The 16,279-nt window shown below is 38.9% G+C and carries 11 protein-coding genes and 1 pseudogene; 9 read left to right on the top strand and 3 right to left on the bottom strand.

Annotation, left to right across the window (positions count from 1 at the left end):
* Positions 1-422 precede the first annotated feature (422 nt).
* Positions 423-1,700 carry a GTPase HflX gene (gene hflX, locus PPA04_RS03630; protein WP_057783263.1) on the bottom strand — a complete coding sequence of 426 codons (1,278 nt, stop codon included), beginning with the start codon at positions 1,698-1,700 and terminating at the stop codon, positions 423-425.
* Positions 1,701-1,991: 291 nt separating this feature from the next.
* Here hflX and PPA04_RS03625 point away from each other — a divergent pair, with 291 nt between their 5' ends.
* The 7 genes from PPA04_RS03625 to PPA04_RS03595 all read left to right on the top strand — a co-directional run bounded on the left by PPA04_RS03625 (position 1,992) and on the right by PPA04_RS03595 (position 11,874).
* Positions 1,992-3,620: a peptide ABC transporter substrate-binding protein gene (locus tag PPA04_RS03625; RefSeq protein ID WP_057783266.1), complete on the top strand. Its 1,629-nt coding sequence runs from the start codon at positions 1,992-1,994 to the stop codon at positions 3,618-3,620.
* A gap of 441 nt (positions 3,621-4,061) precedes the next feature.
* Positions 4,062-5,693, top strand: coding sequence for a peptide ABC transporter substrate-binding protein (locus tag PPA04_RS03620; RefSeq protein ID WP_147206711.1), 1,632 nt, complete (start codon positions 4,062-4,064; stop codon positions 5,691-5,693).
* 366 nt (positions 5,694-6,059) lie between these two features.
* Positions 6,060-7,688, top strand: a complete 1,629-nt coding sequence (locus PPA04_RS03615; protein WP_147206710.1) for a peptide ABC transporter substrate-binding protein — start codon at positions 6,060-6,062, stop codon at positions 7,686-7,688.
* Between the two features lie 120 nt (positions 7,689-7,808).
* Positions 7,809-8,738 carry an oligopeptide ABC transporter permease gene (gene opp3b / locus PPA04_RS03610; protein ID WP_057784951.1) on the top strand — a complete coding sequence of 310 codons (930 nt, stop codon included), beginning with the start codon at positions 7,809-7,811 and terminating at the stop codon, positions 8,736-8,738.
* Positions 8,739-8,742: 4 nt separating this feature from the next.
* Positions 8,743-9,765, top strand: a complete 1,023-nt coding sequence (locus PPA04_RS03605; RefSeq protein ID WP_057784952.1) for an ABC transporter permease — start codon at positions 8,743-8,745, stop codon at positions 9,763-9,765.
* Positions 9,766-9,777: 12 nt separating this feature from the next.
* Positions 9,778-10,905 carry an ABC transporter ATP-binding protein gene (locus PPA04_RS03600; protein ID WP_057784953.1) on the top strand — a complete coding sequence of 376 codons (1,128 nt, stop codon included), beginning with the start codon at positions 9,778-9,780 and terminating at the stop codon, positions 10,903-10,905.
* Positions 10,906-10,914: 9 nt separating this feature from the next.
* On the top strand, positions 10,915-11,874 hold the full coding sequence (locus PPA04_RS03595; RefSeq protein WP_147206709.1) for an ABC transporter ATP-binding protein: 960 nt from the start codon (positions 10,915-10,917) through the stop codon (positions 11,872-11,874).
* A 52-nt stretch (positions 11,875-11,926) separates the two neighbouring features.
* On the opposite strand, the gene PPA04_RS03590 is transcribed toward PPA04_RS03595, so the two are convergent.
* Positions 11,927-14,719, bottom strand: coding sequence for a cation-translocating P-type ATPase (locus PPA04_RS03590; protein WP_186806943.1), 2,793 nt, complete (start codon positions 14,717-14,719; stop codon positions 11,927-11,929).
* Between the two features lie 188 nt (positions 14,720-14,907).
* Positions 14,908-15,891 carry a LacI family DNA-binding transcriptional regulator gene (locus PPA04_RS03585; protein WP_260280945.1) on the bottom strand — a complete coding sequence of 328 codons (984 nt, stop codon included), beginning with the start codon at positions 15,889-15,891 and terminating at the stop codon, positions 14,908-14,910.
* 22 nt (positions 15,892-15,913) lie between these two features.
* Between PPA04_RS03585 and PPA04_RS03580 the strand changes: the two are divergent.
* Together PPA04_RS03580 and PPA04_RS09795 are read left to right on the top strand one after the other, a co-directional pair.
* Positions 15,914-16,012 (top strand): annotated as a pseudogene (locus PPA04_RS03580) (galactose-6-phosphate isomerase subunit LacB); the annotation flags it as partial.
* Between the two features lie 51 nt (positions 16,013-16,063).
* Complete coding sequence (locus PPA04_RS09795; protein ID WP_260280944.1) at positions 16,064-16,186, top strand: hypothetical protein; 123 nt, start codon at positions 16,064-16,066, stop codon at positions 16,184-16,186.
* The last annotated feature ends 93 nt before the right edge of the window (positions 16,187-16,279 follow it).

The following is a 16,279-nucleotide window of genomic DNA, read 5'->3' as shown; positions in this document are numbered from 1 at the left end:
AGGTTGAAACCACAAAAACTTATCTTGTTGCTGCGCATTATTAAAGCAGCAAACGTTTTTAATCCGGAGGTGATTGGTCTCAAGGGGGAAATTATCCTTAGTAATTCATTACTTAGGATAAGGCCGAGTTTAAAGACAAGTGTTCCTCTTGGCTTCAAATCGTGCCCACTATTACACATAAGGGTTAGTTTTCGTGCCGAAAACTTCAATGTTTCATACGATGTCGATTCTTGTGGCAAAAATCAGCCGCAAGAACTCGCACCCCGTTCCAGACCAAGTGAGCCGCAGGACGGCAATTAAACTACTGCTTTTGAACCAAGTCGTTTAATACTAGTTATTGAAGTGATTTTGATACATTCAAACTTTAGTTACTTGTTCAAAAAAACAACTACCACAGTTTTCTGCAGTAGTTGTATTAGAACTTATTCTTCGACTTCGGCCACCAAATAATCATGGAACCGTTGGTAATCCTCACTGCTTAACTCCGCAGTAATTTCGGTCCCCTCAGCCTTGTAGTCTGTTTTTAAAACGTTAGTGTGCTGATTAAGATAATCCACAACTTGTCCTTTATCAAATGGAATTAGAAAGGTGGCTTCACGATAACCAGTAAAGACTTTTTGTTTAATCATGTTGGTTAACATCACTAGCGATCGTTTATCCTTTGCAGAATAAGTAATTTCTTCATTACCTTCTAGGGTTGGAAAATCTACGCCCGCCATGTCGGCTTTGTTGAATGCCACAATCATTGGTGCCTTTGTCACACCAATTTCTTGCAAAGTATCGTTCGTGGTCTGAATCATCTCTCTGAAATGGGGATCAGAAACGTCAACCACTTGGACCAAAAGATCTGCTTGAGCTGCTTCTGCCAAAGTGGAACGGAATGCTTTAATCAATTGATGAGGAAGATGACTCACAAATCCAACTGTGTCACTAAGTAAAAGTTGTTTTTGATCTGGAAAAGTAAGTTTTCGGACACTTGTATCCAAAGTTGCAAAGAGCATATTCTTTTCGAAAACTTGTTTCTCATCACTTTCACCATACATCCGAACTAACCCATTCATGGTGGTGGACTTACCAGCATTTGTGTAACCAACTAAAGCGACGCTGGGTAAACCAGTTTGATCTCGTTTTTGCCGTTGAACAGCGGACGAAGTTGTCATTTCTTTCAACTCGTGATTTAAATTGTTAATCCGTTGCTGAATGGTTCGCCGGTTCATTTCGAGTTTTGTTTCACCAGCACCACGGTTGGTATAACCGCCACCAGCATCACCCGCTGATTGTTGATCAAGCCTTTGTGACGAACTAGTTCGTAATCTTGGCATCTGATAATTGAGTTTGGCAATTTCTACTTGGAGTTTTGCTTCGCGTGATTTTGCACGGTTAGCGAAGATTTCCAAAATTAAACCAGTACGGTCAATTACAGAAAGCTTAGATTCTTGTTCCAAATTACGAATTTGGCTGGGAGAAAGTTCCGCATTTACGACCAATGTTTGTACATCAATGCTGGTACCTAATTCATGAAGTTCAACGACTTTCCCACTACCAAAATAGGTAGCTGGATTGGGACGGTCTAATTTTTGAATGACTTTTTCGGTTGCTTCCATATTGTTTGCTTCAACCAAAGCTGCTAATTCCTGCATGGCATAATCCAAGTCTTGATTAGGCAGCTCTAGGCTGGCGATAATAACTTTTTCGGTCATAACTAACACCTCAAATTCTTTAATACCCCAAGTATAGCATAGCTGCCGGGGTTTATAAGGGAATACGTCCTATTCTACCCGTTAATAAGTTTCTCTATAATGTGTAAAGAATGAGAGAGCCCTTTTTTACGAAAACTGGGTTGCCAGCAATTTGACGAGAAAAAATAGAGACACGTTAATATTATTAAAAATAAATTAGTAAATTCTATTGTATTTAATATTCGTTTAACCTATAACGAGGTCGGCTTTTGAGAAGAAGTACATATATATAAATAAAAAGGGTAATAGGTTATGAAAGTAAAATCGGCTGTTAAGCTAGGAGCAGTTGCGTTAGCTTCGACTTTTGTATTAGCTGCCTGTGGATCTAAAACAAGTAGTGCCAAGAAATCAACAGTAAACTTTATGGAATCATCTGAAATTCCAACTATGGATACATCGAAAGTTACTGATGTTGTTGGGATGACACAATTGTCCAACTCTGAAGAGGGAATTTATCGTCTGGGTAAAAACAGTTCTGTACATAATGCTTTAGCAACGAGCACGAAAGAATCTAAAGACGGTAAAACTTGGACATTTACACTTCGTAAAAATGCAAAGTGGAGTAATGGCGACAAAGTTACCGCTCAAGATTTTGTTTATTCATGGCAGCGAACAGTTAATCCAAAGACTGCTTCTGAATATGCATACTTGTTCTCAGGAATTAAGAATGCTGATAAGATTTCAGCAGGAAAGGCTAATTACAAGACCTTAGGAATTAAAGCTGATGGTAAGTACAAGTTGACGGTTACTTTGGATCGACCAATTCCATACTTTAAGTTATTAATGGGCTTTTGTATTTTCTTCCCACAAGATCAAAAAGTTGTTGAAAAGTACGGTTCTAAATACGGAACTGCTTCTAACAAGTTAGTTTATGATGGTCCATACAAACAAGTTGGTTGGACTGGAACAAACTTGAAATGGAAACTTGTTAAAAACCCGCAGTACTGGAATAAGAAGAACGTTAAGATGGACACCATCAATTATCAAGTTGTGAAGGATTCCTCCACTGCATTAAACCTTTACAATAGTAAGAAACTTGATGTGACAACTATCACTGGTAGCCAAGTTGCTCAGTATAAGAACAACAAGAATTACGTTCTTCGTAAGGAAGCTTCCACATTCTATCTCCAGTTGAACCAAAAGAAAGACAAGTTCTTTAAGAACAAAAAGATTCGCCAGGCTGTTTCAATGTCAATTGATCGTAATCAGTTAACATCTAAAGTTTTGGCAGATGGTTCGCAAAATCCTTTAGGTTATGTTTCAACTGATTTAGCTAAGAATCCTAAGACTGGTCAAGACTTTGCCAAAGAGGCCGAAGTTAAATCAGCGGTTACGCAGAACTTGACTGAAGCTAAGAAGTTATTAAAGGAAGGCTTGAAAGAAGAGGGTATGTCTAGTCTTAAGTTTACTTTGATGGCTGATGATACAGCTGCTGGTAAGACAACCAATGAATTTTTACAATCACAAATCGAAAAATTGGGTAGCAATGTTAAGGTTACCGTTCAAAACATTCCATTTAAGACTCGTTTAACAGATTCTAGCAATGGTAAGTTTGATGCCGTTGTTACTGGTTGGGGCGCTGATTTCTCTGATCCAATTTCATTCTTACAATTATTTGTAACAGGCAACGCTCAAAACAACGGCGACTGGAGCAATAAAGAGTACGACAAGTTGATCAAGGCTTCTAACACCACTGATGCCACAAATCCTACAAAACGTTGGAGTGATATGGTTAAAGCTGAAAAGATCTTGATGAACGATCAAGCAATTGTCCCAATTTATCAACAAGCAACGTCACAATTGTGGAGCAGCAAAGTTAAGGGTGTAATTTACAACACTGCTGGTAATAACTTTAACTATTCAAAACTTTATGTAAAATAGGTTAATAAAAAAATAATTTTTAAGGTTATTGAAACTGCAAAAGGTTTTGATAACCTTTTTTAGTGGAAAATCTTGTTAATTTTCAACTTTGATTTTTCGAAAATATAACCGGTAAATTAGTATTATATAGATTAAACAAAGATGAGTGAATTGCCTAACCCGGTTGAACTTATGAAACTGTTTAACTAGAAAAATAAGATATTAATCAACTAGAAAAAAATTTTATAAGAAAATATGAACCGCTTTATTAGCAATTGAGTGTGACGTAGAGTAGGTCCAGGAACAGTAATAGTTGCTATTATTTGTGAATTAAAAATCAATTAAATAAAATTATAAATTCTTAGTTGTATTTAATCTTATTTTAATGTACAATGATAACAACTTTTGAAAACGAAAGTAAAAATGATGTTAAGTAGTTAATTAGAAAAGGAGTGTTAGTGTATGCAAATCAAATCCGCAGTTAAGCTTGGCGCGGTTGCGTTAGCTTCAACTTTTGTATTAGCCGCTTGTGGATCTAAAACAAGTGATAGTGCAAAGAAACAATCTGTAAACTTTATGGTGGCATCTGAAATCCCTACTATGGATACCTCTAAAGTAACCGACACAATTGGTTTAACTCAGTTAGCCAATACTGAAGAAGGACTTTATCGTTTAGGTAAAAACAGTTCCGTTCATAATGCATTAGCAACAAAGACAGTTGTTTCCAAAGATAAAAAGACTTACACATTTACATTACGCAAGAATGCTAAATGGAGTAATGGGGATAAAGTTACCGCTAAAGATTTCGTTTATTCTTGGCAACGTACTGTAAATCCTAAGACTGCTTCCGAGTATGCTTATTTGTTCTCTGGCATCAAGAATGCTGACAAGATTGCAGCAGGTAAAGCTAATTACAAGACATTGGGGATCAAAGCCGATGGCGATTACAAATTAACGGTTACCCTTGATCGTCCAGTACCTTACTTTAAGTTATTGATGGGATTTGCACTCTTCTTCCCACAAAACCAAAAAGCTGTTGAAAAATATGGTTCAAAATACGGGACAGCTTCAAACAAGCTGGTTTATAACGGACCATACAAGTCTGTTGGTTGGACCGGAACTAACTTGAAATGGAAGTTAGTGAAAAACCCTCAGTACTGGAACAAGAAGCACATCAAGATGGACACTATTAATTATCAAGTAGTTAAAGATTCATCAACTGCTTTGAACTTATATAATAGTAAGAAACTTGACGTGACAACGATTACTGGTAGCCAAGTTGCCCAATACAAGAACAACAAGGCTTACAAGTTACGTAAAGAAGCTTCAACATTCTACCTACAATTGAATGAAAAACGGAGCTACTTTAAGAACAAGAAGATTCGTCAAGCTGTTTCAATGTCAATTGACCGTAATCAGTTAACATCTAAAGTACTTGCTGATGGGTCACAAAATCCTTTGGGTTACGTTTCAGCTGGATTAGCTGAGAACCCTAAGACAGGCCAAGATTTTGCTAAAGAAGCACAAGTTAAATCGGCTGTTACCCAAAACCTCACTCAAGCTAAGAAGTTATTAAAGGAAGGTTTGAAAGAAGAAGGGATGTCTAGCCTTAAGTTTACTTTAATGGCTGATGATACACCTGCTGGGAAAGCAACCAACGAATTCTTACAATCACAAATCGAAAAATTGGGTAGCAACGTCAAAGTTACTGTTCAAAACATTCCATTCAAGACTCGTTTGACAAACTCGACAAATGGTAAATTCGATGCTGTAGTTACTGGTTGGGGTGCTGACTTCGCTGATCCAATTTCCTTCTTGCAACTCTTTGTTACTGGAAATTCAAACAATAACGGAAGTTGGAGTAACAAGGAATACGATAAGTTGATCAAGGCTTCAAGCACAACTGATGCCAACAACGAAGAAAAGCGTTGGGACGATATGGTTAAAGCTGAAAAGATCTTGATGCAAGAACAAGGTATCGTACCAATTTATCAACAGGCTGCTTCACAATTGTGGAACACGAAGTTGAAGGGTGAAGTTTACAATAGTGCTGGTATTAACTTCGATTACTCGGGTCTTAATCTTACAAAATAGTTCAAATTAACAACTTAATTAAAAAACTGAGGGGAAGGGCGTGCTTTTAGTCGCTCTTCTCCTTAATTTTTCCTAGATGTGATCTCTCTAAGAATTGTGTGGGTAAAATTGCCGAAAGTTTCAACTTTATAAGAAATTCCATGAGGTGAAAATGAGCAATTTTAAAAATGTAACAAAAAGCGCATACATTCAAAGATAACAAGCTTTCATGATGGACAATTATTGGCAAAAAGGTCCGTTATTCTTAATATAATTAGAACAAGCAATTGAATTTAATCTTCTTCTAATATATAATGAGAACAACTTTTGTTAAGAAAGTACATACAATGAAGTCAGTTAAGATTTCACAAAGGGGTTGGAAAAATTATGAATGTCAGATCAGCTGTGAAGGTTGGGGCGGTCGCGCTAGCTTCAACATTCGTACTAGCTGCGTGTGGATCCAAGAATAGTAGTTCGTCAAAAGAATCAGTCAACTTTGAAGAAAGTGCTGAAATTGCTACTATGGATCAGTCGAAGGTTACAGATGTTGTTGGGTTTACTCAGTTAGGAAATACGCAAGAAGGACTTTACCGGTTAGGTGTTAAAAGTAAAGTCAACAATGCACTTGCTACGGGTACGAAAGAATCAAAGGATGGCAAGACTTGGACCTTTACAATTCGTAAAGACGCTAAGTGGAGTAATGGCGATCCTGTAACTGCCAAAGATTTCGTTTATGCTTGGCAACGGACAGTCAATCCAAAGACAGCTTCCGAATATGCTTACTTATTCTCAGGAATCAAAAATGCCGACAAGATTGCTGCTGGCAAAGCAAGTTATAAGACATTGGGCATTAAGGCAGATGGCAACTACAAGTTGGTTGTTAGCTTAGATCGCCCAATCCCTTACTTCAAGTTGTTGATGGGCTTCCCAACATTCTATCCACAGGACCAAAAAGTTGTTGAAAAGTATGGTTCTAAGTACGGAACATCATCTGATAAGCTCGTCTACGATGGTCCATACAAGCAAACTGGTTGGACAGGAACTAACTTGAGTTGGAAACTTGTTAAAAACAACAATTACTGGGATAAAAAAGATGTCAAGATGGATACCATCAATTACCAAGTTGTAAAAGATGCCAGCACTGGTTTGAATCTTTACAATAGTAAAAAACTTGACGTTGCAAACATCACTGGTAACCAAGTTGCCCAATACAAGAACAACAAAGATTACGTTTTGCGTAAGCAATCCTCAATGTTCTATCTTCAATACAATATGAAGAAAGAAAAAGTATTCCGTAATGCTAAGATCCGAAAAGCTATTTCCATGGCAATCAACCGTAAACAGTTGACTAGCAAAGTTTTAGCTGATGGTTCTGGTAATCCTAAAGGTCTTGTTTCAACTGGTTTAGCAAGTAATCCTAAGACTGGCGAAGATTTCGCTTCTGAAGCAGAAGTCAAATCAGCAGTTAACCAAAACCTGACAGAAGCTAAGAAATTAATGGCTGAGGGACTTAAAGAAGAAGGCAAGTCAAGTTTGTCATTTACACTTCTTGGTGATGATACAGCTTCTACTAAGCAAATCACTGAATACCTCCAGTCACAAATTGAAAAACTACCAAATGTGAAAGTTAGTCTTCAAAACGTGCCATTTAAGACCCGTTTGACAAACTCATCAGATGGTAAGTTCGATGTTGTTCTTTCTGCTTGGGGTGCTGATTTCTCTGACCCAATTTCCTTCTTACAGTTGTTTGTTACCGGAAACGCTCAAAACAACGGTGGTTTCAGCAACGCGCAATATGATAAGTTGATCAAGGCCTCAAACACTACTGATTCTACCAATCCTGAGAAGCGTTGGGATGACATGGTTAAGGCAGAAAAGATCTTGATGAACGAACAAGGAATTGCACCAGTCTTCCAGCAAGCACAATCACAGCTTTGGAGTTCTAAGTTAAAGGGTGTTGTTTATAACAGTGCCGGTGTTAACTTTGACTACAAGAATTTGAATCTGACAAAATAAGGCGTAAAATTAAGCGTTAATTTTGGACGAAGGGTAAGGGTTCGCGTAACTGCTGACTCTTACCTCTTTGTTATAAAGGCAATGTTGGTTTGAGATAGGAAAAGATAGGGAGGAATATAAATGGCAAGATATTTAGCAAGACGAATCTTTTATCTGGCTTTAACGCTGTTTTTGATTGCAAGTATCACCTTCTTCTTAATGAAGCTGATGCCCGGAACACCGTTGAATAACCAGGCAAAACTAACACCACAACAAATCAAAGTGATTTATGAGCATTACGGTTTGAACAAGCCGGTTTGGCAGCAGTATGTCAGTTACATCGTGGATGCTGCTCATGGTAACTTCGGATTATCATTCCAATTTAGTGATCAACCTGTATCTTATTTGATCTCAAGCCGAATTGGACCATCCATGCAGTTAGGTGGTCAAGCAATGGTAGTTGGTGTCGTTGTCGGAATCGTGGTTGGCTCATTGAGTGCTATCCGTAAAAACACATGGATTGATGGAACTTCAACATTCATTTCTATTTTAGGAATTTCAATCCCAAGTTTCGTGTTAGCTATTTTACTTCAGTACTATTTAGGACTGAAATTACAGCTTTTTCCAATTGCCGATTGGGGCGGTTTCTCATACACGGTATTACCAACGTTAGCCCTTGCGGCTTCACCATTTGCTGAAACTTCACGATTTGTTCGAACAGAAATGGTCGATGTTTTGGGGAGCGACTATATTGAACTTGCTCGTGCAAAAGGTCTCAGTCGAATGGGAATTGTTTGGCACCATGCGTTACGAAACAGTTTAATTCCATTGGTTACAGTTATCGGTCCTTTGACAGCTGCTATCATGACTGGTTCCATGGTTGTTGAAAACATCTTCTCTGTACCTGGTATTGGTGAACAGTTTGTTAAGTCTATCTTGGTTAATGATTATCCAACCATCATGGGTGTGACATTGCTCTATTCAGCATTGCTATGTGCGATCTTGCTTTTAACTGATTTGGTTTATGGAATTATTGATCCACGAATCCGAATTACTGGGAAAGGGGAATAAATAAATGGAAGAAAAAATGAACTTAGCACCGGACGCATTTGAGCCGGTTTCCAAAAAAGATGAACTAGATGATGAAAAAATTGTTGCCCCTTCTCGGACTTTTATTCAGGATGCTTGGCGGCGTCTTCGTCAAAATAAGGCTTCTTACGTTTGTTTATGGATCCTTGTTGTAATTGGGTTAATTGCCTTTACTTCACCGATTACAGCTTCACACCCAAATGTGTCTCATCCAAACTACGCTAATTTACCACCTAAGATTCCTGGTGTGAATATTAACGGTTTGAACGGAACGACAATGGTTGCCGGTAAGCGAGTTGATGCCTACAAACAAAATAATGTGCCAAGTAAAATTCATTATACTTTGGGAACTGACTACTTAGGTCGTTCTCTTGCAGAACGTATTTTACGAGGGACTTTGGTTTCATTATTAATCGGTTTATTTGCTACCCTAATTGATTTGATTGTGGGTGTTGGGTACGGGGTTGTCTCGGCCTGGAAAGGTGGGATAACGGATATTATCCTGCAACGGATTATTGAAGTTATTTCATCTGTACCAAATATTGTTATCATGGTCTTGTTAATGCTTGTTTTAAAGGGTGGTATGTTACCAATTATTTTGGCAATCGCCTTTAATGGGTGGACCACAATGGCCCGACTCACACGTGCACAAACGCTACAGTTAAAGTCACAAGAGTATGTGTTAGCGGCACGAACGCTAGGTGAATCAACCTTTAAAATTGCGGTCAAACATTTATTGCCCAACCTTTCAAGTGTCATTATTATTCAAACAATGTTCACCATTCCATCAGCTATTTTCTTCGAAGCTTTCCTAAGTTATATTGGGATTGGTATTCAAGCTCCAACTGCTTCGCTAGGAACGTTGATTAGTGATGGTCAAAAGAACTTCCAGTTCTTACCATATCAAATGTGGTACCCCGCGATTATGCTTTCAATTATTATGATTGCGTTTAATATTCTCGCCGATGGTTTGCGTGATGCGTTTGACCCTCGGACAGCTCGTAGATAGGAGGAAGATACAATGGAAAATGCAGATGAAAATATTCTGGAAGTAAAAGACTTAACCATTGACTTCCATACCTATGCAGGTACGGTTAAGGCGATTCGTGACGTTTCTTTCCATTTAAAAAAAGGAGAGACTTTAGCGATCGTTGGCGAGTCTGGTTCTGGTAAAACAGTTACCACCAAAACAGTTATGGGATTACTAGCCAACAATGCTGAAGTGGTTGAAGGTACTGTGAAGTTTCGTGGGAAAGACATTTTAAAAATGTCCCAAAAAGAATTGGAAGATATTCGTGGGAAAGATATTGCGGAAATTTTCCAGGACCCCATGACTTCATTGGATCCCACAATGAGAATCGGTAAGCAGATTGCCGAACCATTACGTATTCATAAAGGCTATAGTCGTGAAAAAGCTAACAAACAAGCTCTTGAAATGCTTAAGTTAGTTGGGATCACTAATGCTGAAGAACGAATTAATGATTATCCGCATCAATTTTCAGGTGGTATGCGTCAGCGAATCGTGATTGCGATTGCGCTTGTCTGTTACCCAGAAATTCTGATTGCTGATGAACCTACTACTGCTTTGGATGTGACGATTCAGGCTCAAATCTTGGATTTAATGAAGGAATTGCAGGAAAAAATTTCGACTTCAATTATCTTTATTACCCATGATTTAGGGGTTGTTGCCGGTATGGCTGATCGTGTAGCTGTTATGTATGCTGGAAAAATTGTGGAATATGGGACGGTTGATGAAATCTTCTATAATCCCCAACATCCATATACATGGGGCCTACTAAACTCAATGCCTACCTTGGATACTGCCAAAGGAAAACTGGAATCTATTCCAGGAACACCTCCAGATTTGTTGGATCCACCAGCAGGTGACCCATTTGCTGCTCGTAATCCTTATGCTATGAAAATTGATGAAGAAAAAGAACCACCATTTTTCAAAGTTTCGGATACGCATTATGCAGCAACTTGGCTCTTGCATCCAGATGCACCACATGTTGAGCCTCCAGTAGAAATTAAACGTCGTCAAGAGGTTTACAAGGAGCGATTACAGGAAGGTACGATCAACCAAGGTCATATTCATTCCACAGGTAATACAACTTTTGGAACCGATGATGATGACGCAATTGGCGAGTAAAGGAGGCTAATCATGGATACACGAGAAAAAATTCTAGAAGTAAAACATTTAAAGCAATACTTTAATGTTGGAAAAAAAGATGAAGTACGTGCCGTTGATGATGTTTCCTTTGATATCTACAAAGGTGAAACTTTCGGGTTGGTTGGTGAATCTGGTTCAGGTAAAACCACTACTGGTCGTGCCATTATCCGTTTGTTGGATCCTACTGATGGTCAGGTCTTATTTAATGGTCGTGATGTGGCTTCATTGAAGAGTAAATCTGATATGATGGCCTTTCGTCGTGAAATGCAAATGATTTTCCAAGATCCATATGCTTCCTTAAATCCTCGTATGAAGGTTAAGGATATTGTGGCAGAAGGAATTGATATTCATCATTTAGCTAAAAATGATAAAGACCGAACTAACCAGGTAGAAGATTTGCTTGAAACTGTTGGTTTGAACCGGGATCACTCTAGTCGTTATCCAAATGAGTTTTCTGGTGGTCAGCGTCAACGGATCGGAATTGCCCGAGCGTTAGCGGTTCAACCTGATTTCATCATTGCTGATGAACCAATCTCTGCTTTGGATGTTTCCATTCAGGCTCAGGTTGTTAACTTGATGAAGGAATTGCAAGAACAAAAAGGGTTAACTTACTTGTTCATTGCACATGATTTATCAATGGTTAAATATATCAGTGATCGAATTGGTGTTATGCATTATGGTAAATTACTTGAAATTGGACCTGCTGAAGAAGTCTATAACAATCCACTTCATCTTTACACGGAGAGTTTGGTTTCGGCTGTTCCTCAGCCAGATCCTGAGTTTGAACGTAATCGCCGTCAGGTTGTTTACGATTCAACACCAGAGTTTGATGGTAAGAAGCGCCAAATGGTAGAAATCACCCCTGAACATTTTGTTCGTGCTAGTGAAGATGAGTTAGATACTTATCGCAAACGAGCAACAGATGCAGGGTTGAAACCACTTATCTAAATACAAATACGAGGTCAGGCAAAAACATAATTTTTGCCTGACCTCGTTTTTTTTACCATATTTTGATTTTAAAAAGTTCTTTTAGACCAGACAGCACTAGGGTCGGGATCGCGGGTAAGAAAATCACCGCGATGTAGATTTGCCAGTTAAGCATACTGGTCCCCATAAATGTGTTGAAAAATGGAAGCATCGTAATTGCCAGTGAGGAGATTCCTGCAAACAATACAGCGGCCAATAAATAGGGGTTACTGAATGGATTTCGGCGGAATAATGTGTGGGTACTTCGAGCGTCAAACACATGCCATAATTGACCAAAAACTAGGGTTAAGAATGCCACGGTTTGTGCTTCATTGACCTGCATGCCAGATTTAGCGGCCCAATAGAAGGCAATAAAAACGGACAACCCCATTACCACGCCGCGAATCATCACTCTTGATAACAGGTGATTAGCCAACAGGGATTCATGGACATTACGTGGTTTTACAGCCATGACATCATGTTCAGAATCATCATAGCCCAGTGCAAATGATGGCAGAGAATCACTAATCATATTTACCCACAGCACCATGATCGCAGTTAGGGTGGGAGTTAATTCGGAAATGTGGCCAATTGAATGGGTTATGAAAAACGTGCCCAACAAAATTGACAGGACTTCCGCAACGTTAGTAGTGAGTTCCTGACGCATGAAATTTTTAATGTTTGCAAAAATAGTCCGTCCAGCAGCAACTGAGTTTTCAATTGTGGTAAATTGATCATCCAGTAAAATGAGATCAGCGGAGTCTTTAGTGACCTCGGTACCGTTGATTCCCATCGCAATGCCAATGTCTGCAGCACGTAAGGCAGGTGCGTCATTCACTCCGTCACCAGTCATAGCGACAACTTGATCGTGTTTTTGCAGAGCTTTAATAATTCGTTGTTTATGTTCTGGTGAAACACGCGCATAAACCCGAATGTTTGGGACCACTTCAAATAGTTGCTCATCAGACATTTTTTCTATTTCTTGTCCTTCAATGACGCGGGCTTGTTTGTCCTTAATAATGCCAAGACGATAAGCAATAGCGCGAGCAGTTGCTGGATGATCACCGGTAATCATAACAACTTCAACAGAGGCTTTATGCAAGGTCGCAATTGATTTTCGAGCTTCTGGTCTTGGGGGATCAATAATACCTGCAATCCCAAGAAAGGTGAGTTGATCTTCCAGTTCCGTTTGTGTGGCATTAAGCGCTTCTTCTTTGGTCAAGGTTCTACCGGCCACGGCAATGGTGCGCAGCGCATCATTCGCATAGTTTAAAACCTGTTCTTCTAAGGTTGCTTGAGCTTCCTTGATTGGAACAGATTTACTGTCCAAAATGACGTCGGTTGTGTGTTGCATAATGACATCGGGAGCACCTTTAGTAAATAATTTATAGTTATTGCCAATTTTAACGACTGTGCTCATCATTTTACGTTCACTTTCAAACGGAAAAACGCGCAGAATATCATAATCTTGGTCGCCGATTTGACTGAGCAGGTTGGCACGCAAAATTTTAGCTTTATGACCCAGAACAACTAAGGAAACATCGGTTGGGTTGCCTAATGGTTCGTAGTGACCTTTCTCATTACGTTGAATTTGAGATTCATTATCTAAAATGGCACCTTTGATAAAAGAAATATAATCTGATTCTTGGCCTATTTCACCATCTTCAATCGAGGTGATTTCACCAACTGGATCATAGCCGTTGCCATCCACCGCGAAATTAATCCCATTTGCAAAGAAACGGGTAACTGTCATTTCATTTTTGGTGAGGGTACCAGTTTTATCAGAAGCTATAAAAGTTGTGGCTCCTAATGTTTCAACACTACTAAGAGACTTTATTAAACCCCGATTACGAGCTAGTACCCGTGCACCGATTGTTAAAACAATAGAAAGGACGACCGGCATGGAATCTGGGATAGCTGCAACGGCTAACGCGATGGCCCCAGAAACGCTATCCATCAAAGCTGTAATAGGAATTGTACCGGTATTAAGGTATTCTTTTACTAAATCATAGGTGATCGCAATGACCACAACACCAATTGCGGCAATCATTAAACGCTTGGTCAACTGAGTAATATTTTGTTCGATCGGCGTTTTTTGTGTTTTGTTTTGTTGGAGCAGATCGGCAATTTTTCCGAGTTCTGTGTGGGTGCCGGTTGCGGTTACGACACCCAGACCACTGCCGTTAACAACGGTTGATCCAGAAAAGCCCATGTTAGTTCGGTCAGCGAGGTCGGTATTTTTAGGAAGGACTTTGGAGTCTTTTTCAACGGCATCAGATTCACCAGTTAAATGCGATTCATTAACTTGGAGTTCATTTACTGAAAGCCACCGTAGATCAGCTTCGATGAAGTCTCCCATCTTAACATCGACAATGTCGCCGGGGACAAGTTGGCTTGCGTCAATTTTTTGCCAGCTTTGGTCGCGTAAGACGTTTGCTTGATGTTGGGAAGCCGAACTTAAAGCGTCTAATGATTTTTTCGCACTTAACTTTTGCCAGTAAGTTAGACCAGAATTGATTAAAATGACGACCAAAATAACAATGCCTTCATAAACTGAGGAAAGTGCATGGGCAGGATCGTTCTTCGCAAAAAAATCATAGCTTGCACTGATTAAAGTCAGTCCAATTGCGATCCAAAGAATGATGATGATCGGTTCTGTTAAAGACTGTAAATAAACTTTTAAAGCGGACTCATGTTTTTCTTGCTGTATTTTGTTGGGGCCATATTTAGTTAATCTGGCCTCTACCGATTCAGTTGTCAAACCATCATGACGTGAAGTTTCAAGCTGTTTGACAACATCTTTGCGTTTCTGTGAATACATGGGCACATGCCTCCTTGGGTAATGTATCTGCGTGCAGTTCTGTAACGAAATGGTTATCCTGTTGCCATTATTCCAGGAAAAAGAACGGTTCGTCAACTGAAACGGGTTAGCAAAAACGAGAGTAAAAAAGCGCATTAGATTTTGAACATGCTATGCTCAGAATCTAATGCGCTTTTTCCTACTCTTACTTATTTTTAAACGCTACTATCACGGATAATTAGTGAAGTGCCAATGGTCACTTTACGGGGTACCATATCACGTTTTTGAAATTGTTCATTTAAAAGGTCAAAAGCGGCCTTTGCCATGCCGTAGCGAGAAATATGAACCGTACTTAAACTCGGATTTACGTATTTTGCAGATGTAATATCATTAAAGCCAATAATTGATACTTGCTCTGGAACTGCAATTTTTTGTTCAGATAAAGCCCGCATCGCACCAATTGCAATCGCATCTGAGCCGATTAAAAAGGCCTTAGGCAACTTTGAACCTAAAGTATGGATAATTTCTCGCATTGCCTGATAGCCGGACTTAGCCGTGTATTCTTCGGCAAAAAAGAAGTAATCCGGATTGAAGACTTCTTCGCATTCTAGGAAACTCTTTACTAAGAACCGTTGGGGATCATTTTCATAGGTGATCAAATGATGATGGGAACGTTTGGCCACTAAAATACCGATTTCACTAATTCCCTTATCTAATAAGTGGTTGGTTGTTCTAGCTACGGAAGAAGTAAAATCGGTGACGACACAGTCCAAATTATCTAAGAGGGTATCAGTGCTCACAAACACAATTGGTTTTTGTAAGTTTTTTAAAGCCTGAATGGTTTTCTTTCCAAAAAAGCCCACTGCAATGATACCAATATACGATTGGGATTCAAGATTCTTAGATTCATAATCACCTTGAAAAAAATGTTTAAATCGATAATTACTGTCCGTTAAGCGATTATCAATTGCAATTCGTACGGACATAAAATATGCATCATCAAGTTCCTCGGATTCTTTGTAAGAGAGAACCACGGCAATTGTCCCGTTTGTTTTATGTTTCGTTTTATATTTATCGTAGGATAACTGTTCGGCCGCTTCAAAAATATTTTTCCGGGTGTTTTGACTGACTGCCAAGGTTGAATCGCCATTTAAAACTCTTGAAACAGTAGATTTAGAAACGCCAGCTAGTCTAGCAATATCATTGATTGTTGCGATAAGATCACCTGAGAATAAAAAATTAATCGATAAAATTGATCATATCGCGACACCAAATCCAGATCAAAAAGATAACCCTCATTTCTTTGATGAAGAAACTTAAAAATGGGCGGAAGGCGTTTATCACGATTAATAGAAACGAGGAGAAAATAACATGGCTGATATAGAAAAGAAAACATTATCCACAGAAAAAAAGAACGATATCGATACAGCTGAAGAATTACACCAACAAATGATCAAAGAGCAATTGGCCGAATTTCCAGTTACTAGAGCCTAATGTAGCTGTTACAAGCTAAAGGTTGAAACTACAAAAACTTATCTTGTTGCTTGATACGAAAATGTTCATGGCAGCAAAATTAGATAAAATGCT

The sequence above is a fragment of the Pediococcus parvulus genome (assembly GCF_007990205.1).
Lineage (GTDB): Bacteria > Bacillota > Bacilli > Lactobacillales > Lactobacillaceae > Pediococcus > Pediococcus parvulus.
Note: the sequence above shows the minus strand (reverse complement) of the source record. Positions and strands in the feature narration are given on the sequence as shown.